The following is a 17,167-nucleotide window of genomic DNA, read 5'->3' on the forward strand; positions in this document are numbered from 1 at the left end:
GGCCCCGGCACTGCCGGGGCCCACGGCATAGACTCTCTCTCATGGCCACATCAGCGCCGATCTTCTTCGACGATGTCCGCTACTACCTGGACGTCACCCTGCTCATCGTCTCAGTGGTGGTGCAGGCCGTTGCCCTCATCCACTGCCTGACGCAGCGCGGCGCCGGATTCCAGGCCATCGGCACCCTGCCCAAGGGTGCCTGGGCCGGCATCATCGGCATCTGCCTGGCACTGACGATGGTGACCTACGGTTACATGCTGATCAGCATGATCGGGATCGCCGCCGCTCTCGTCTACATGCTCGACGTCCGCCCCGGCCTCAAGGACCTGTCGGACGGCAAGGGCTTCTGGTGATCCGGGTGCGTGCGTGAGGGGTCGATTCGGCCCGCCTCCGCCGGACGGCGGGCCCCGCACGCAACGTGTCGACCGGACCGGGCCGCGGACGGGGCGCCCGACGCTGCCGGGTCCGGCCACCGAGCTGGTCACCCTTCCCTCCGGCGTACGCGTCGAGCACCTGACCACCGGTGCCGGCGATCCGATCACGGTCTTCGCGCACGGGCTGGCCGGTGACATCTCCGGAACCCGGCCGCTGGGCAGCGCGGTCGTCGGCCGCCGGGTGTTCTTCCACTTCCGCGGGCACGGCAGATCCGACGTCCCGGCCGGCCCGTGGTCCTTCGACGACCTGGCCGGTGAGCTGCGGGCCGTTGCCGATCTGACCGGTGCCACCCGGGCGGTCGGCGTGAGCATGGGCGCGGCCGCGCTCTGCCGTCTGGTCGCCGCCGCACCCGACCGGTTCGAGCGGATCGTCCTCTATCTGCCCGCTCCGCTGGACGGTTCCCGCGCCGCCGCGTCGGCCCAGCGTCTCGGGCGGTTGCTGGCATCGGTCGAGTCCGGTGAGGCCGCGATGATCGCCGACGCGGTCGAGCAGGAGATGCCCCCGTCGGTGCGCAACACCCCGGCCGGCTGGAGCTTCCTGCGGCAGCGGGTGGAGCAGTTGCAGCGCGACGGGCTCGCGCCGGAGATCGAGTCGATCTGGTCGGCCCCCGCGCTGGCCGACGAGTGGTTGCTCAAGGAGTTCCGGGGCCGGGCGCTGGTGATCGGCTGCCAGGGCGACGAGACGCATCCGGTGAGCTGGGCCGAGCGGCTCGCCGGCCTGCTGCCCGGCGCCGACCTCGAGGTGTACGACCGCCCGGCGGTTCTCTGGAACAGCCGGGCCGCACTGCGCGACCGCATCTCCACGTTCCTCAACGGCTGAGCTCCCGCGTTCCGGTCGCGGCTTCCGCCCGTACCGAAAGGTCCACCCTGGTTTGCCGGCCCGCGTTCTGGTTTGCCGGCCCGTTCTGGTTTGCTGCGCCGTCCTGGCTCGCCACCCCGTGCTTACCTGCTGTTTCCGGGCCTGCGGGCCGTCCTCGCGTCTGTTGACTGCTGAGGCAAATGTCCGAAAGCCGTAACTTTTCCGGCCCTGGACCGGTGAGTGGTACGTGCGCTTGTCCCCCAAATCCGTCTTTTTCGCTTTGGTGGCTATCGGGCTGCCGTTCGCGGTAGTCACCGGCTGGGCGCTCGGAGCTCCCGCCGACCGTCAGACCACCCTCGGCGCTGCCGACATCGACGGTCCCTTCTACGGCGACGGCGGCCTCGGCTCCGCCCCCGGCGGAACGGACCCCGCCCGGACCGGCTCGGACGGCTACACTGCCCGCCCGCCCCGGGCCACCGCGGATCCCGCCGCCTCCCAGCCGGTCCCCGCGAGCGGGCCGAGCACGGTCACCACTGTCGTGACCGTCACCCGGACCGCGGTGCCGTCATCGCCCGTACAGTCGACCGACCCGCAGTTGACCAACCCGCCGGTGCCCACACCGACGCAGGTGAGCAGCCCGCCCGACCCGTCCGAGACGCCACCGGTGCCCACACCCACCCAGAACCCGTCCGCTTCGGACCCCACCTTCGCCCCTGGCCTGGAGCGCTTGATCCGTTCCGGCTACCGCCCCTGGAAATGATCTCCCCGGCTGTGAGCTACTGCTGTCTCAGCGGGCTCGTGACAGCGGTGTGTCACAGCCGCGAAGATCCGGCCGTGGGTTACTGCCGTCTCAGCGGGCTCGATACAGCGGTGTGTCACAGCCGCGAAGATCCGGTCGGGACACGCCCGGTGGTATACGGGCTGGTGTCCGGGTTCTAAGCTCCCGGAACGTGAGCGGTGATCTGAGTGAAACCCGGCCGGTGACGGCCTTCCGTGAGTTCGCGACCGGCGCCGGGTTGCTCGGGCGCGGGCTGGGCCTGGTTCTGCGCAGTCCCCGGCTGCTCCTGCTCGGACTGCTGCCCGCCCTGCTCTCCGGCATCCTCTACACCGTCGCTCTGGTCCTGCTGGTCCGCTACCTGCCGAACCTGGCCGCCGACGCCACCTGGTTCGCCGACGACTGGACCGGCTGGGCCCGCGGAACCATGCGGTTCTTCGGTGGCGTCGCGGTGCTCGGACTGGGCCTGCTGCTGGCCGTGCTCACCTTCACCGCCGTCACCCTGGTCATCGGCGACCCGTTCTACGAGAAGCTGTCCGAGCTGGTGGAGGACCGCTTCGGCGGTGTGCCCGATGCGGTCGACGTCGGTTTCTGGCGAGCACTGCGTCGCAATGTCACCGACGCGCTCAAGCTGGTCGGCATCTCGATCCTGGCCGCCGTCCCGCTCTTCCTGCTGGGACTCGTGCCGGTCGTCGGCCAGACGGTGGTTCCGGTCCTGGCCGGCGCTGTCGGCGGCTGGTTGCTGGCGCTCGAACTGACGGGCGTCCCATTCCAGCGGCGCGGCCAGCGTCTGCGTGACCGCCGGACGGTCCTGGCCCGCAACAGGCCCCTGGCACTCGGTTTCGGCAGCGCGGTCTTCGCCACCTTCCTGATCCCGCTCGGCGCGGTCCTGCTGATGCCGGCGGCGATCGCCGGCGCGACCCTGCTGGCCCGCCGTTCCCTGGGCAAGCCCATCGCGATAACGAATACCGCGTCCTTGTAGGGGTCGATACGGTCTGTTCGTGGAAATCGAGCTGATCGAAGGCGACATCACCACCCAGCACGTCGACGTGATCGTCAACGCGGCCAACTCCTCCCTGCTCGGCGGCGGGGGCGTGGACGGCGCGATCCATCGCAAGGGCGGCCCGGACATCCTGGCCGAGACCCGGATGCTGCGAGCCTCGAAGTACGGCCGGGGCCTACCGGTCGGCCAGGCGGTCGCGACCACCGCGGGGCGCTTGCCGGCCCGCTGGGTGGTGCACACCGTGGGACCGGTCCACAGCACCGGCGAGGACCGATCCGAGCTGCTGCGTGCCTGCTACGAGAACTCGCTGCGGGTAGCCGACGAGCTCGGTGCCACTTCGGTGGCCTTCCCACTGATCTCGGCGGGCATCTACGGCTGGCCGGTGGATGACGCGGTCCGGCAGGCGCTCACAGTGCTGAGGGTCGCCGAGCCGATCAACATCCAAAAGACAACCCTCATCCTGTACGGGTCAGACACCGCCACCACAGCCCGCCGCGTAGCCGCCACCCTCTGAAGCCCGCTCCCCTCAGCCCTCGCGTAGCGCGCACCCACCGATCTCGTGCGCCTGTGACCCGTCCCGCGCGCAGATCTTGTGAGGTTGTGGTCGCTGGAGCGGCGTAACCGCACAAGATCGCCCGCCGCTTCGCCGCGTCGCCTTCTTGGCGGCAGATCTTTGTGAGATTCGGGTCGAGATGGCGGCCGAACCTCACAAGATCCGCCGCACTGATGGGCGGCGAGGCGGCGGCGGCGAGGCGGCGGCGGAGCGGCGGCGGGCCGTGGAAGGCTGGCGGCGGGCCGGGGACGGTTGGTGATGGCGGGATGATTGGCCGGAAGTCCGGCCGAGGCGCGAGGGCGGACGAGCGGTCTACGCCGCCGGCGTGGTGATCGTGGACGGCCGCGGGTGAGAAGCCGCCGGAGTGACGTCGGTCATGCGGACGCCCGGACGATCAGCTCGGTGGGCAGGACTATCGCGGGCTCGACGTCGGGGTCGCCGGCGATCAGGCGCAGCATCTGGCGGGCCATCACGCGTCCGGCCTCGGCGATCGGCTGGCGGACCGTGGTGAGCGGCGGATCGCTGTACCGGCTGATCTCGAAATCGTCGAAGCCGATGATGGCGACGTCGTCGGGCACGCGGCGGCCGGCGTTGCGCAGGGCCTGCAGCGCGCCGTGGGCCATCAGATCGGAAGCGGCGAAGACGGCGTCCAGGTTCGGGTCCTGTTCGAGCAGCGAGCGCATCGCGGCGACCCCGGAGTCGCGGGTGAAGTCACCGGCCGCGACCAGTTCCGGCAGGCCGGCCTCGCGGAGGGTCTCGTGGTATCCGGTGAGGCGTTCGAGGCCGGCGACCATGTCCTGCGGGCCGGCTATCGTCGCTATCCGCCGGCGGCCGGAGGTGATCAGGAGCTGGAGGGCCGCGGCGACACCGCCGGCGTGGTCGACGTCGACGTATGGCACCGGCGGGTCGGCGAGCATCGGGCGGCCGCTGCAGATGACCGGGATACCGCGCCGGGCGAGGAGGCCGGGTAGCGGGTCGGCGCCGTGGATGGAGGCGAACATGACGCCGTCGACGTGACCGGCGACGGCGTAGCGTTCGACCCGGTGGTATCCGGCGGCGGAACCGGCCATCATGAGCACCAGCTGCTTGTCGGCGGTCTCGAGCTCGGAGCCGACGCCGCGGATGATCGCCGGGAAGAAGAGGTCGTCGGAGAAGACCCGGTTGGCGGTCTCGGGCAGGATCAGCGCGATCGAGTCGGTCTGCCGGGTGACGAGGCTGCGGGCCGCCTGGTTCGGTACGTATCCGAGTTCGTCGACGGCCCGGTTGACGGCCTCTCGGATGGCCGCGGCGACCGTGGTGGAACCGTTGACCACACGGGACACGGTCGCACGGGAGACCCCGGCACGACGGGCAACCGCTTCGAGGGTCGGCCGTTCCCGCGTCGTCACAAGCCGTCCCCCTGACATGAGCGATATTCGCGACGATGGAGATCTCGCACCCTACCCTGAGCCGCGTCCGGCCGAGGGTAGGGTGCGAATCGCGACTCACTCCAGGCCGTTACGCCGGATCACCTCGCGGTACCACTTCGCGCTGTCCTTGAGCACACGCTGCTGCGTCGTGTAGTCGACGTGCACCATACCGAAGCGCTTCGCGTACCCCTCGGCCCATTCGAAGTTGTCCATCAAGGACCAGGCGAAATAGCCGCGGAGGTCGACCCCGGCGGCCAGTGCGTCGTGGCAGGCGCGCAGGTGGGCGTCGACGTACTCGATGCGCAGGGGGTCGTGGACGCCCTCGGGGTAGGCCGCCCCGTTCTCGGTGATCATCAGCGGGGTGCCGGGGTAGTCCCGGTGGATGCGGGTGAGCAGCCGGGTCAGCGACGCCGGCTCGATCTGCCAGCCCATGTCGGTGACGGGGCCGACCGGCTTGCGGAAGGCGATGCCCTCGCTGCCCGGGTAGTCGAGCGCGCCGGGGTGCCCGGGCTTCGCGGAGACGTACGACGGCGTGTAGAAGTTGATCCCCAGCACGTCGATCGGCGCGTTGATGATCGTCTCGTCGCCGTCCTTGATGAAGGACAGGTCGGTGATCCGCGAGATGTGCTCGAGCACGTCGGCGGGGTACCGGCCACGCAGGATCGGGTCGAAGAAGATCCGGTTGGCGACGCCGTCGATGATCCGCGCGGCCTCGATGTCGGCCGGGTTGGCCGGGTCGAGCGGGGAGACCTCGCACGGGTTGAGCGTGATGCTGATGTTGCGCGCACCGGCCGAGCGCAGTGCCCGGGCGGCGAGGCCGTGGGCGAGGTTGAGGTGGTGCGCGGCGGCCAGCGAGCCGGCCGGGTCCTGCCGGCCGGGGGCGTGGATGCCGTTGCCGTAACCCAGGTACGCCGAGCACCACGGCTCGTTCAGCGTGGTCCAGGTGCCGACCCGGTCGCCGAGGCGGCCGTAGACGACCTGCGCGTACTCGGCGAAGGCCTCGGCGGTCTCCCGCACGGTCCAGCCGCCGCGATCCTCGAGCGTCTGCGGGAGGTCCCAGTGGTACAGCGTGACGACCGGGTCGATGCCTTTGCCGAGCAGCTCGTCGGTGAGCCGGTCGTAGAAGTCGAGACCGCGGGTGTTGACCGGGCCGGTGCCGTCCGGGCGGACGCGCGGCCAGGCGACTGAGAAGCGGTACGCCCCGAGACCGAGATCGCCCATCAGGGCGACGTCCTCGACGTACCGGTGGTAGTGGTCGCACGCGACGTCGCCGGTGTGGCCCGCGTGGACCCTCCCCGGCGTATGGCTGAAGGTGTCCCAGATGGACGGGCCGCGACCGTCCTCCCTCGCGGCGCCCTCGATCTGGTACGAGGCCGTGGCCGTCCCCCAGACGAAGCCTTCGGGGAAGGTGATCCCCGCGGGGGCCGGCTGCGCCGACGTGGACGTGACGGTTGCCGTCATGTCATCTGCTCCTGATGATCCGCCGAACTTAACCGGTTCATCTTACGGCCTGAGAGCGCTCTAACAAGGGCGTCGGGCCGGAAGTTCAGCCGGTACGGAGTGCCTGGAAGAGGCGAGGGTCCCCGGTGAGGGCGAGCTGGTCGGCCCGTTTGCGACCCATCAGCGCCAACTGTAGGTCGCTCACACTGCCCGTGGCCTTCGCTCTGGCGTGATGATCATCGCTGTCAAGGATCGTTCCGGTGTCGAGCAGCGCGATCCCGGCGCCGCGCAACCGGACGAACCACTCCTGCCCGGCGTCCGTGCCGACCAGGTGCACCACGCCGTGCAGGTCGGTCGGGCCACCGCGCCTTCCGGCCGGCAACCAGGTGTCGAGGATCTCGCCGATCCCGTCGGTGGCCAGCTTCGTCTCGATCGGGGTGGCCCGGCCGGCGGCCGACTCGGCGTCCCACCGGTGCAGCGAGATCTCGTGTGCCATCCGCCGTTGCCAGAAGCTCGCCCGTTTCGGCTGCGGCGCCCAGTTCCACGCCGGGAAGTCCGGGTCGAGCGCCTCCAGCGTCTCGATCGTGCCGGTCAGCTCACGCCGCAGGTGGTCGAGCGTCTCGTTCCAGTCCGAGGACGGATCCGGCGCCTCGCCGTCCGGGCGGTCGGTCACACCGCGGGCGACGTGGGTCCGGACCCAGTAGAGGGTCCCGGTGACGTGGTGGGCGAGATCGGCGACGGTCCAGTCCGGGCAGCCGGGTACGGCCGGGTCCGGCCCGCACTCGGCGACGGCCTCCCAGAATGCCGGGCCGTCGGCACGCAGCGCCGCGAGCCAGAAATCCTTCGTCGCGTGCAACCTGTTCATCGCAGTCGTCTCCCCGCTCAGCCGGACCGCCGGTGAAAGCCTCCCTCGGATGGACCTTAGGGTTGGCGTCGTGACTGATACCCCTTCGGCCCCGGAGAGATTCCTGTCGGCGTACACGACGCTACGCCTTGGCGGGCCCGCAAGCACAGTGACCACCGCGGTCCATACGGACGAGGCAGTCGAAACCGTGCGCGCGGCGGCCGCTGCCGGGCGGCGTCTGCTGGTGCTGGCCGGGGGCAGCAACGTGGTGATCGGCGATGACGGCTTCGACGGCGAGGTGCTGCTGCTGCGCACCCGCGGCATCGAGGAGACCGGGGAGGACGGTTCCGGGGTCCTGGTCCGGGTCGCGGCCGGCGAGTCCTGGGACGATTTCGTGTCGTACGCGGTGACGAGCGGCCTGTCCGGTGTCGAGTGCCTGTCCGGCATCCCGGGCGCCGCGGGTTCCACCCCCATCCAGAACGTCGGGGCGTACGGCCAGGAGGTGGCGCACACCATCGAGGCGGTGCACGCCTACGACCGTCAGGCCGGCGAGATCCGGGTGATGACCCCTGCCGAGTGCCGCTTCGGCTACCGGACCAGCGTCTTCAAGCACGACGACCGTTTCCTGGTGACCGCGGTCGACTTCCGGCTGGCCCGCTCCGGCGAGTCGGCACCGATCCGATATGCGGAACTGGCCCGCTCGCTCGGTGCCGAGGCCGGTGACCGGGTGCCGCTGCACCAGGCCCGGGAGACCGTCCTCAAACTGCGCGCGGGCAAGGGCATGGTGCTCGATCCGGAGGACCGGGACACCTGGTCGGTGGGCTCGTTCTTCACCAACCCGGTCGTCGACGCCGCCTTCTTCGCGACGCTCGGCGAGATGCCGCACTGGCCGGGTGCGGACGGCACGGTGAAGATCCCGGCCGCCTGGCTGATCGAGCACGCGGGCTTCCCGAAGGGGTTCGCCGGTGACGGGGTGGCCATCTCCGGCAAGCACACGCTGGCGCTGACCAACCGCGGAACGGGTAGCACCGCCGCGCTGCTGGACCTGGCCCGGACCATCCGGGACGGCGTCCGGTCGCGGTTCGGTGTCGAGCTGCATCCCGAGCCGGTCCTGGTCGGCTGCGAGCTCTGACCCGCCCGGCCAGGAAAAAGGCGGGCTACTCCCAGCCGAACACCTGCGTGTAGTACGGGGTGCCGTCCGCGGCGAAGGCGACGCCCGCGCCGAACGACTTCGCCTTGCAGTTGAGGATGTTCTTGCGGTGTCCCGGGCTGCCCATCCAGGCGTTCACCACGTCCGGCGCGGTGCGGTATCCCCAGGCGATGTTCTCTCCGGCCGGCTGCTGGTAGCCGGCCGCCTCGCTGCGGTCGACGAAGGTCGAGCCGTCGCGCCAGACGTGACTGAAGAGCCTGGTCCGGGCCATGTAGTTGGACTGTCGCAGGGAGGCCGTGACGAGCTGGCCGTCGACCGCCAGGGCCGGACAGCCGGCCTGTCTGCGTTCGTCGTTGGTCAGCCGGACCACCTGCACCATCACGGCGCGGGCCCGGACCTGGGCCGGGTTGAGGGTGGGGGCGGGTGCGGTCGTGGCGGCGGGTGCCGTGGTGACAGGCTTGGGCGGGATCGGCTTGGGCGGGATCGGCTTGGCCGGTGCCGGGGTGGCGGGAGCGGGCGCCGTGGTGACGGCCGGTGGTGACGGGCTCTCCGGCGGGCGGGGCGGCGTGATCGGTCCGTGGGCCAGCGCGGGTGCGGAGAGCGCGAACAGCGCGGGTGCCGCCGCCAGCGCGGCGACACGTCGTACCACCAGGTCGAACACGGGTGCCTCCCGGAGCGCAGATACGGGCGCGGATCGCCCGTCACGGCTATCGCACCCCGTTGCACGCGGCGTGTCACATCTTTCGCGGAAAGGGCGATAAGCCGTACGAGAAATGTCAGGCTGTAGGGATGTCCCGATCGGGCCCCTGGATGACTCCCCTTGATAACGGCCGCAGTGGATCCTCGCGGACCGGCTCGGAGTCCGGCACCCGACGCTAGACTGTCACTGTCCGTAAATAGACGGTGACATCACGCTATTTGGTGGTTTACGTCTGCGGACTCTCCCGCTCGCGGTCGCGCGGGCGGTGCCAGGCAAAAGCTGATCCTCGGCAACACGTCCGCGTGCCCGGAGTTCAGCCGTGCCCGAACAGGGCGCGAGCACGGGTTGGGGGCAGGGTGAGCAAACGATGAGTCGCCTTCTCGTGGTCGAGGACGACCCGGACATCGCACTCGCTCTCCGGCTGTTGTTCAGTCGGGCCGGTTATGAGGTGGCGCATGCCGCCGACGGCAGGTCCGGGCTGAAGGAGGCCTACGCCGAGCACCCCGACCTGGTGGTGCTGGACGTCGGTCTGCCGGAGATGGACGGCTGGCAGGTGCTGGAGCGGCTGCGTGACGTCTCGGACGTCCCGGTGCTGGTTCTCACCGCCCACGGCCAGGAGGCGGAGAAGGTACGCGGCCTGCGCGGCGGCGCGGACGACTACCTGACCAAGCCGTTCGCCAACAACGAACTGCTGGCCCGGGTGGAGGCGCTGCTGCGGCGCTCGTCCTCCGGGCAGAACAGCTGGGCCAGCCAGGTCTACGACGACGGCCTGGTGCATCTCGACCCGACCAAGCGCCGGGTCTACGTCAAGGGCGAGGAGAAACGTCTCACCCCGACGGAGTTCCGCCTGCTCAACGCGCTGGTGCGGCATGCCGGTGCGGTCCTCTCGCCGAACCAGCTGCTCACACAGGCCTGGGACGACCCGACCGGCATCGGTCAGGAACGGGTCAAGTTCGCGGTCCTGCGTCTGCGGCGAAAGCTCGGCTGGTCCGATCCCGACGAGTCGCCGATCGAATCGGTCCGAGGTTTCGGCTATCGCTACCGCCGTCCCGGCGGGGAGTCCTGATCATTCCGGCGTACCGGGCGATCTTCTCAGTTGGTGCCCCGAGGGGTCGATGAGGGCAGTGAAGCCGCGAGCAGGAGGTAGCAAGTCGTGGAAGACCTTGGCGAGATCGTTGGCGAATTCCTCATGGAGAGCCACGAGAACCTGGACCAGATCGACCGGGACCTCGTCAGCCTCGAGCAGGAGCCGGGATCGCGTGATCTGATCTCCCGCATCTTCCGGGCGATCCACACCATCAAGGGCACCAGCGGGTTCCTCGCGTTCTCCCGCTTGGAGAAGCTGGCGCACGCCGGTGAGTCGCTGCTCTCGCGGCTTCGTGACGGTGTCCAGCCGGTCACCCCGGAGACCATCACCGTCCTGCTGCTCTGCATCGACGGTGTGCGGTCGATCCTCTCCTCCATCGAGGAGAACGGGTCCGAGGCCGAGGTCGACATCGAGAGCATGATTGTCAAGATCCAGGCGCAGATGAACGCGCCCACGGACGCCGCACCCGCCGCCGCACCGGCTGCGGAGGCTCCGGCGGCCGAGGCGGAGACCCCGGTGACCGTCGAGCAGGAGGCTTCGGCCGCCCGCCCGTCACCCGAGCCGGTCGCCGACCAGCGCCAGCCGCTCGGCCAGATGCTGGTCGACGCGGGCGCGGCCCAGCCCTCCGACGTGGCCTCGGCGCTGCAGCAGCAGATCGAGGGCGACGAGCGCAAACTCGGCACGATCCTGCTCGACGAGGGCAAGGCGCAGCCGGCCGCGGTCAGTGAGGCACTGCAGTCGCAGGCGCCGAAGCGGAGCATCGCGGACAGCGCGATCCGGGTCGACGTCGACCTGCTGGACACCCTCATGAACATGGTCGGTGAGCTGGTCCTGGCCCGGAACCAGCTGGTCCGCGGCGTGATGGAGATCGGTGACTCCGGTCTGGTCCGCAGCGCCCAGCGGCTCGGCATGATCACCAGTGAGCTGCAAGAGGGCATCATGAAGACCCGCATGCAGCCCATCGAGCACATCTGGTCCAAGCTTCCCCGAGTCATCCGGGACCTGAGCAACTCGCTCGGCAAGCAGGTCGCGCTGGTGATGGAGGGCAAGGAGACCGAGCTCGACCGAAGCCTGCTGGAGGCGGTCAAGGACCCGCTGACCCACCTCGTACGCAACGCGGTCGACCACGGCATCGAGGACCCGGAGCGGCGGATCGCCAGCGGCAAGGGGCCGGAGGGCACGCTCACCCTCCGCGCGTACCACGAGGGTGGTCACGTCGCCGTCGAGGTCGCCGACGACGGTGCCGGCCTCAACGTCGAGCGGATCGCGCAGAAGGCCGTGGAGAACGGTCTGCTCCGGCCGGAGCAGGTGCCGAACATGGACAAGCGCGACATCATGGCGATGGTCTTCCAGCCCGGCTTCTCCACCGCCGCGAAGGTCACCAACGTCTCCGGCCGAGGTGTCGGCATGGACGTGGTCAAGACCAACATCGAGAACATCGGCGGTGCGGTCAGCGTCGACTCGACGCCCGGCGAAGGCACGGTCTGGCGGCTCACCATTCCGCTGACGCTGGCGATCATCCAGGCGCTGACGGTCGACTGCGGCGAGCAGCGCTACGTCGTGCCCCAGGTCGCGGTGCTCGAACTGGTCTTCATCGACGGCAATACCACCAAGGTCGAGTACGCCTCGGGCGCGCCCGTCTACCGGCTGCGCGGCAAGCTGCTCCCACTCGTACGGCTGGATCGTGCTCTCGGTCTTGAAGTCGGTGGTGACCAGGGCGTCTACATCATGGTGCTGCAGGCCGACGGCCGTCGGTTCGGACTGGTCGTGGACCGCGTCCTGAACACCGAAGAGGTCGTCGTCAAGGCCCTCAACACCAGATTCAAGGACATCGGGTTGTACGCCGGAGCGACGATCCTGGGTGACGGCAAGGTCGGTCTGATCCTGGACGTGTCCTCGCTGGCCCGCCGCTCGCATCTGGCCGTCGACTCCGAGCGCGAGAACGTGGCCGAGAAGCGTGGCCAGGGCGGTGGAGGCACCGAGCGCCTGCTCGTCACCGCGGTCGGCGAACGCCGGGTGGCGATCCCGCTGGACACGGTCACACGGCTGGAGGAGTTCCCGCGCGATCGGATCGAGCACGCCGGCTCACGCGAGGTCGTCCAGTACCGCGGTCAGATCCTGCCCCTGGTGCGGCTGTCGCACCTGCTCGGGGCGTACGGCGAGGAGCTTGAGGGCGACACCGTGTCGGTGGTCGTCTACAGCGAGGGCGGAAAGAGCGTGGCACTGGTGGTGGATCGGATCGTCGACATCGCCGAGAACTCGACGACCGCACGCCGCGACGCGGAGGAGGACGGCCTGGTCGGCACCGCGGTGATCCAGCAACGGGTCACCGAGCTGCTCGACGTGCGCCGGGCCATCCTCGCCGCCGACCCGAACTTCTACAGCGATGCGATGGACGACATGCTGGTGGAGGCCTGACATGGCGAGTCGTCAGTTCGCCACCTTCGAGGTGGACGGCCAGCTCTTCGGCGTCGAGGTGCACACGGTGCAGGAGGTGCTCTCGTACAACGAGTACACCCCCGTGCCGCTCGCCCCGCCCGCCGTCGGTGGCCTGTTCAACCTCCGCGGTCAGGTGATCGCCGCAGTGGATCTGCGGGTGCAGCTGGGCCTTGCCCGGCAGGCCCTGCAGGGTCCGGTCATGAACGTCATCCTGCGCGGTGACGGTGAACCGGTGTCACTGCTGGTGGACAAGATCGGCGAGGTGGTCGATCTCGACGACGAGACGTTCGAGCCGCCACCGGACACGCTGAGCGGACCGACACGGGAGCTGGTGGTGGGCACGTTCAAGCTGGACGGACGGTTGATGCTGGCTCTCGACGTCAATCAGGCCGTCGATACCTACCGCGCCACCATCTGATGTACAGCCTGGTCAGCGCCCCCGTTCTGGGCTTCGATCTGACCCGCCTGGAGGGCGGGCCGGCCGTGGCCGAGGTCATGCTGCGCGCGTTGCGTCTGCAGAGCGGGGACCTGTCGGTGCTCGCCGAGCGGCTGCCGGACGAGAACGTCCGGGGGCCGCTGTGGGTCGAGGTGGAGAGCGCCGCCCGGCGGATGCCCACCCTCAAGGGGATGTCGAAGGACGACCCGGCCGGAAACCTCGCACTGGTCGAACGCGCGCCGATCGGTTCGGTCGACGCGTTGCTGACCTGCCTGCGCTACGACGTGATGTCGTGGACTTGGGAGGGGGCCGGACGGGACGCGAGGCAGAGCGAGGACGCCGCGGCCGCGACCGCGCTGCTCTGCGACGCGGCGGTGGCCAGCTACCTGCGAGAGGTGCTGGACTCCGACATCCGGCGCCGGCTCGGCGCCGGATGGGTGTCGGCGGTACGGAAACTGCCGGCCGGCGCCCCGATCGACCTGGGCCCGCACCACTACACGGTGTCGGCTCTACTGGACCGCTTGCGGACGCTGCGGACGGAGGATCGGCTACGGGTCTCCACCGCGGCCGACGACGCCCGGCGCAACACCGCCGGTTGGTCGCCCGCCGTGCATTCGGCGTCGTGGGCGGCGTACCTCTCGGACCGGGTCCGCACCGCGGCCGCGGCGCAGATGCTGCTCGTACAGGCGGTCGACACGGCCGGTATTCCGCTGGCAGATCGTGCCGGAGGGGTCTGGAACATGCTCAGCGGCGCCGTTCAGGCGCTGGTGGTGCGCGACTTGCTGGACACCGCCACGGCTCACCGGCTGCTCGCACCGGTGGTCGCGGCGCTCGGCCCGGCCTGGCTCGGTTGAAGGGAGTGGTCGAATGATCTCGGTTCTCGTCGTCGACGATTCCGTGGTGGTCCGTCGGCTGATCGTCGATGCACTCGGCGAGGCGCCGGGCATCCAGGTCGTCGGCACCGCGGCGAACGGTCTGCTCGCACAGGCGAAGATCGATCAGCTCAAGCCCGACGTGATCACCATGGACATCGAGATGCCCCAGATGGACGGCATCGAGGCGGTTCGCGAGCTGCGCAAGCGGCACAGCACCCCGGTGATCATGTTCAGCACGCTGTCGGCGGCGGGAGCGACCGCCACGCTGGAGGCGCTGGCCGCGGGCGCCACCGACTACGTCACCAAGCCGAGCAACGTCGGCTCGGTGCAGGAATCGATGATGGCGGTACGCGAGCAGCTCGTACCGAAGATCCAGGCTCTCGGTGGTCGCCGTCGTCCCCCCGCCGGATCGCCCAGCCGGAGTTCCGCACCGGCCGGGCTGCGTCCCGGCGGTCCCGCGCCGCTGCGTCCCGGCGCACCGGGACGTCCGGGCGCCACCGGCCCGGCCCCGGCCCGTCCCGCGGCCAAACGGGCACCCGGCGGCAAGATCGAGATCCTGGCGATCGGCTCGTCCACGGGCGGCCCCGACGCGCTCACCAAGGTGCTGCTCGGGCTGCCGGCGGACCTTCCCGTGCCGATCGTGATCACCCAGCACATGCCGCCCGTCTTCACCAAGATGTTCGCCGAGCGGCTCGACCGCAGCACCCCGCTGAAGGTCGTCGAGGCCGGCGATGCCATGGAACTCACGGCCGGAACGGTCTACATCGCCCCCGGGGACCGGCACCTGATCTTCCAGCGCCGCGGGGTCTCGACCCTGACGCAGCTGAGCAACGCGCCGCAGGAGAACTCCTGCCGCCCGGCCGTGGACGTGATGTTCCGGTCGGTGGCGGGTCTGTACGGCGGGTCGTGCTTCGCGACCATCCTCACCGGCATGGGACAAGACGGACGGAGTGGTGCGAAAGTGCTACGAGACTCGGGCGCCGAGGTGCTGGCGCAGGACGAGGCGACCTCGGTGGTCTGGGGTATGCCCGGCGCCGTGGTCGCCGCCGGCCTGGCCGACGAGGTGCTGCCGCTGGACCGGATCGCGGGAGCCCTGCTCAACCGTGTCCGGGTGGGCCGGTCACCGGCGGTGGCGCGATGACCCTTTCCCAGGGGGAGTTCACCTTCATCTCCAACCTGGTGCGCAAGGAGGCCTCGATCGTCCTGGCTCCGGGAAAGGAGTACCTGGTCGAGGCCCGGCTGATCCCCGTCGCCCGGGCGGTCGGCGCCGCCAACGTCAACGACTTCATCGGTGACCTGCAGAAGCGGCCGAATCCCACGCACCAGCGCAAGATCATCGACGCTCTCACCACCAACGAGACGTCGTTCTTCCGGGACCGGGAGCCGTTCTCGGCGCTCACCGACGTGGTGCTTCCCGAACTGATCAAATCCCGCGCGACCGTGCGCAAGCTGCGCTTCTGGTCCGCCGCCAGCTCCAGCGGGCAGGAGGCGTACAGCCTGGCCATCACGCTGCAGGAGACCCTGCCGGCCGGGTGGACGTACGAGATCGTCGGCACCGACATCTCGACCGCGATGGTGGAGCGGGCGCAGAAGGCCGAGTACAGCCAGGTCGAGGTGAACCGCGGCCTGGCGGCGACCCAGCTCGTGCAGTACTTCGAGCGGGCCGGTGCGCATTGGCGGATCATCCCGGCGCTGCGCAAGAACGTCTCGTTCAAGCACATGAGCCTCACCGCGCCGTTCCCGCCGATGCAGCCGTTCGACGTGATCTTCCTGCGCAACGTCCTCATCTACTTCGACGTGGCCACCAAGCGCCAGGTGCTGCAGAACGCCGCCAAGATCCTGCGCCCGGACGGCCTGCTCTTCCTCGGTGCGGCCGAGACCACGATCGGGATCGACGACAACTACGAGCGGGTGGCCGCCGGCCGAACCTCCGCCTACCGGACTCGCACCGCGGCGCCCGCCGGTGCCGTGAGAAGGGGATGACGCCGATGCGCGCCATGGTGATCGACGACTCGCGTGCGATGCGCATGATCCTCAAGCGCATTGTCACGAAGCTCAACTTCGAGGCGGTGGAGGCGGGGGACGGCAAGGAGGCCATGGATCTCCTCGCCGACATGACGGAGGTGCCGGAGCTGGCCCTAATCGACTGGAACATGCCCAACATGAACGGGCTCGAGTTCGTCACCAAGGTCCGGGCCGATCCACGGCTGCGGGAGATGACCCTCGTCATGGTCACCACCGAGAGCGAACAGAGCCAGATCGTACGGGCGCTCGCCGCGGGTGCCCACGAATACGTGATCAAGCCCTTCACCGAGGGCGCCATGATCGAAAAGCTGGCCCTGCTGGGCCTCGTCCCGACCGGAGCGAACTCATGAGCGTCGAAGTCGAGGTCGACGAGAGCGACCTCGCCGAGATGGTGGAACAGGTGTGGGAGTCGTACCTGGATCCCGAGGGCGTGAGCCCGTTGATCCCGACGTACGACGAGAATCAGCCGTCCGAGGTGCATTCCTCGGTCTCCATCACCGGTTCCTGGACCGGGCATGTCGTTTACGCGTCCTCCCGTGCCGCCGCCCAGCGCGCCGCGGCCGCCTTCCTCGCCATGGAGCTTGAGGAAGTGAGTGAGGAGGACATCTCCGACACGCTCGGCGAACTCGCAAACATCGTCGGAGGCAACGTCAAAGCGATGTTGCCTCCCGGGGCGCAGTTGTCGCTCCCGCAAGTCAATCTCTCGCCGGAGGCTTCGGCGCGGTTCCCGAACACCCAGCGCATCAGCGGGGTGTACGGGGTGTGGGAGGGCGAACCCGTGTCCATTTCGATGTGGCAGAGCAGCACCGACAACAAGGAGGAGGGTGCATGAAGATCCTCATCGCCGACGACAGCCGGGTGATGCGGCAGATCGTCGTCCGGACCCTGCGGCAGGCCGGGTTCGGAGATCACGATCTGATCGAGGCGGCGGACGGCAAGGAAGCCCTGGACATGGCCACCGCGCAGAAGCCGGATCTGGTCATCTCGGACTGGAACATGCCGCACCTGACCGGTATCGAGGTTCTCCGGCAGCTCCGTGCGGCCGGCAACAACGTCAAGTTCGGCTTCGTCACCTCGGAGTGCACGCCGGAGATGAAGACGGCGGCCGAAGCGTCCGGATCCGCGTTCTTCATCGTCAAACCCTTCACCGCTGAGCGATTCGATGAAGTGTTCGCTCCTATTTTGGGATGATTAAGAC

The 17,167-nt window shown here is 69.5% G+C and carries 19 protein-coding genes; 15 read left to right on the plus strand and 4 right to left on the minus strand.

Annotated elements, in window-relative coordinates; translation table 11 throughout:
- Nucleotides 1–41 precede the first annotated feature (41 nt).
- From CLV67_RS04220 to CLV67_RS04240, 5 genes are all read left to right on the plus strand, one after another.
- Entirely contained in the window at nt 42–353 is a 312-nt protein-coding gene (locus CLV67_RS04220) for a DUF2516 family protein (protein WP_106315823.1), read from the plus strand.
- A 13-nt stretch (nt 354–366) separates the two neighbouring features.
- Entirely contained in the window at nt 367–1,254 is an 888-nt protein-coding gene (locus CLV67_RS04225; protein ID WP_106315824.1) for an alpha/beta fold hydrolase, read from the plus strand.
- A 262-nt stretch (nt 1,255–1,516) separates the two neighbouring features.
- Entirely contained in the window at nt 1,517–1,993 is a 477-nt protein-coding gene (locus CLV67_RS04230) for a hypothetical protein (protein WP_146168981.1), read from the plus strand.
- 190 nt (nt 1,994–2,183) lie between these two features.
- Entirely contained in the window at nt 2,184–2,990 is an 807-nt protein-coding gene (locus CLV67_RS04235; protein WP_239166040.1) for an EI24 domain-containing protein, read from the plus strand.
- 19 nt (nt 2,991–3,009) lie between these two features.
- On the plus strand, nt 3,010–3,525 hold the full coding sequence (locus CLV67_RS04240; protein ID WP_106315827.1) for an O-acetyl-ADP-ribose deacetylase: 516 nt from the start codon (nt 3,010–3,012) through the stop codon (nt 3,523–3,525).
- A gap of 413 nt (nt 3,526–3,938) precedes the next feature.
- Here the strand turns inward: CLV67_RS04240 and CLV67_RS04245 are convergent, their stop codons facing one another.
- From CLV67_RS04245 to CLV67_RS04255, 3 genes are all read right to left on the minus strand, one after another.
- The gene (locus tag CLV67_RS04245) at nt 3,939–4,952 is read right to left on the minus strand and encodes a LacI family DNA-binding transcriptional regulator (protein WP_106315828.1); all 1,014 of its coding nucleotides are present in this window, start codon (nt 4,950–4,952) and stop codon (nt 3,939–3,941) included.
- A gap of 96 nt (nt 4,953–5,048) precedes the next feature.
- Nucleotides 5,049–6,434, minus strand: coding sequence for a GH1 family beta-glucosidase (locus CLV67_RS04250; RefSeq protein ID WP_106315829.1), 1,386 nt, complete (start codon nt 6,432–6,434; stop codon nt 5,049–5,051).
- 85 nt (nt 6,435–6,519) lie between these two features.
- Nucleotides 6,520–7,278 (minus strand): maleylpyruvate isomerase family mycothiol-dependent enzyme, encoded by a 759-nt coding sequence (locus CLV67_RS04255; RefSeq protein WP_106315830.1) that lies wholly within the window; start codon nt 7,276–7,278, stop codon nt 6,520–6,522.
- A 49-nt stretch (nt 7,279–7,327) separates the two neighbouring features.
- Between CLV67_RS04255 and CLV67_RS04260 the strand changes: the two genes are divergently transcribed.
- On the plus strand, nt 7,328–8,389 hold the full coding sequence (locus CLV67_RS04260) for a UDP-N-acetylmuramate dehydrogenase (protein WP_106315831.1): 1,062 nt from the start codon (nt 7,328–7,330) through the stop codon (nt 8,387–8,389).
- Nucleotides 8,390–8,414: 25 nt separating this feature from the next.
- On the opposite strand, the gene CLV67_RS04265 is transcribed toward CLV67_RS04260, so the two are convergent.
- Nucleotides 8,415–9,068, minus strand: a complete 654-nt coding sequence (locus CLV67_RS04265; RefSeq protein ID WP_106315832.1) for a CAP domain-containing protein — start codon at nt 9,066–9,068, stop codon at nt 8,415–8,417.
- A 406-nt stretch (nt 9,069–9,474) separates the two neighbouring features.
- Between CLV67_RS04265 and CLV67_RS04270 the strand changes: the two genes are divergently transcribed.
- The 9 genes from CLV67_RS04270 (at nt 9,475) to CLV67_RS04310 (ending at nt 17,160) form a co-directional block, all read left to right on the plus strand.
- Nucleotides 9,475–10,173, plus strand: a complete 699-nt coding sequence (locus CLV67_RS04270) for a response regulator transcription factor (protein WP_093619553.1) — start codon at nt 9,475–9,477, stop codon at nt 10,171–10,173.
- Nucleotides 10,174–10,260: 87 nt separating this feature from the next.
- Nucleotides 10,261–12,612, plus strand: coding sequence for a chemotaxis protein CheA (locus tag CLV67_RS04275; protein ID WP_106315833.1), 2,352 nt, complete (start codon nt 10,261–10,263; stop codon nt 12,610–12,612).
- A gap of 1 nt (nt 12,613) precedes the next feature.
- Complete coding sequence (locus CLV67_RS04280; protein ID WP_106315834.1) at nt 12,614–13,051, plus strand: chemotaxis protein CheW; 438 nt, start codon at nt 12,614–12,616, stop codon at nt 13,049–13,051.
- Nucleotides 13,051–13,923 carry a hypothetical protein gene (locus CLV67_RS04285; RefSeq protein WP_106315835.1) on the plus strand — a complete coding sequence of 291 codons (873 nt, stop codon included), beginning with the start codon at nt 13,051–13,053 and terminating at the stop codon, nt 13,921–13,923. The genes CLV67_RS04280 and CLV67_RS04285 overlap by 1 nt, the downstream gene beginning before the upstream one ends.
- Nucleotides 13,924–13,936: 13 nt before the next feature.
- Entirely contained in the window at nt 13,937–15,085 is a 1,149-nt protein-coding gene (locus CLV67_RS04290) for a protein-glutamate methylesterase/protein-glutamine glutaminase (protein WP_106315836.1), read from the plus strand.
- On the plus strand, nt 15,082–15,927 hold the full coding sequence (locus CLV67_RS04295) for a CheR family methyltransferase (protein ID WP_106315837.1): 846 nt from the start codon (nt 15,082–15,084) through the stop codon (nt 15,925–15,927). The genes CLV67_RS04290 and CLV67_RS04295 overlap by 4 nt, the downstream gene beginning before the upstream one ends.
- A 5-nt stretch (nt 15,928–15,932) precedes the next feature.
- A complete protein-coding gene (locus CLV67_RS04300; protein ID WP_173476755.1) occupies nt 15,933–16,319 on the plus strand; it encodes a response regulator in 387 nt (128 codons plus the stop codon).
- Complete coding sequence (locus CLV67_RS04305) at nt 16,316–16,801, plus strand: chemotaxis protein CheX (protein WP_106315838.1); 486 nt, start codon at nt 16,316–16,318, stop codon at nt 16,799–16,801. Before CLV67_RS04300 ends, CLV67_RS04305 begins: the two co-directional genes overlap by 4 nt.
- Entirely contained in the window at nt 16,798–17,160 is a 363-nt protein-coding gene (locus CLV67_RS04310) for a response regulator (RefSeq protein WP_106315839.1), read from the plus strand. The genes CLV67_RS04305 and CLV67_RS04310 overlap by 4 nt, the downstream gene beginning before the upstream one ends.
- The last annotated feature ends 7 nt before the right edge of the window (nt 17,161–17,167 follow it).

Source organism: Actinoplanes italicus, assembly GCF_003001815.1.
GTDB lineage: Bacteria > Actinomycetota > Actinomycetes > Mycobacteriales > Micromonosporaceae > Actinoplanes > Actinoplanes italicus.

Coding starts and splice junctions, on each gene's coding strand:
- CLV67_RS04220 (WP_106315823.1), top strand. CDS start 42: ATGGCCACATCAGCGCCGATCTTCTTCGACGATGTCCGCTACTACCTG.
- CLV67_RS04250 (WP_106315829.1), bottom strand. CDS start 6,434: ATGACGGCAACCGTCACGTCCACGTCGGCGCAGCCGGCCCCCGCGGGG.
- CLV67_RS04255 (WP_106315830.1), bottom strand. CDS start 7,278: ATGAACAGGTTGCACGCGACGAAGGATTTCTGGCTCGCGGCGCTGCGT.
- CLV67_RS04260 (WP_106315831.1), top strand. CDS start 7,328: ATGGACCTTAGGGTTGGCGTCGTGACTGATACCCCTTCGGCCCCGGAG.
- CLV67_RS04270 (WP_093619553.1), top strand. CDS start 9,475: ATGAGTCGCCTTCTCGTGGTCGAGGACGACCCGGACATCGCACTCGCT.
- CLV67_RS04280 (WP_106315834.1), top strand. CDS start 12,614: ATGGCGAGTCGTCAGTTCGCCACCTTCGAGGTGGACGGCCAGCTCTTC.
- CLV67_RS04285 (WP_106315835.1), top strand. CDS start 13,051: ATGTACAGCCTGGTCAGCGCCCCCGTTCTGGGCTTCGATCTGACCCGC.
- CLV67_RS04290 (WP_106315836.1), top strand. CDS start 13,937: ATGATCTCGGTTCTCGTCGTCGACGATTCCGTGGTGGTCCGTCGGCTG.
- CLV67_RS04295 (WP_106315837.1), top strand. CDS start 15,082: ATGACCCTTTCCCAGGGGGAGTTCACCTTCATCTCCAACCTGGTGCGC.
- CLV67_RS04300 (WP_173476755.1), top strand. CDS start 15,933: ATGCGCGCCATGGTGATCGACGACTCGCGTGCGATGCGCATGATCCTC.
- CLV67_RS04305 (WP_106315838.1), top strand. CDS start 16,316: ATGAGCGTCGAAGTCGAGGTCGACGAGAGCGACCTCGCCGAGATGGTG.
- CLV67_RS04310 (WP_106315839.1), top strand. CDS start 16,798: ATGAAGATCCTCATCGCCGACGACAGCCGGGTGATGCGGCAGATCGTC.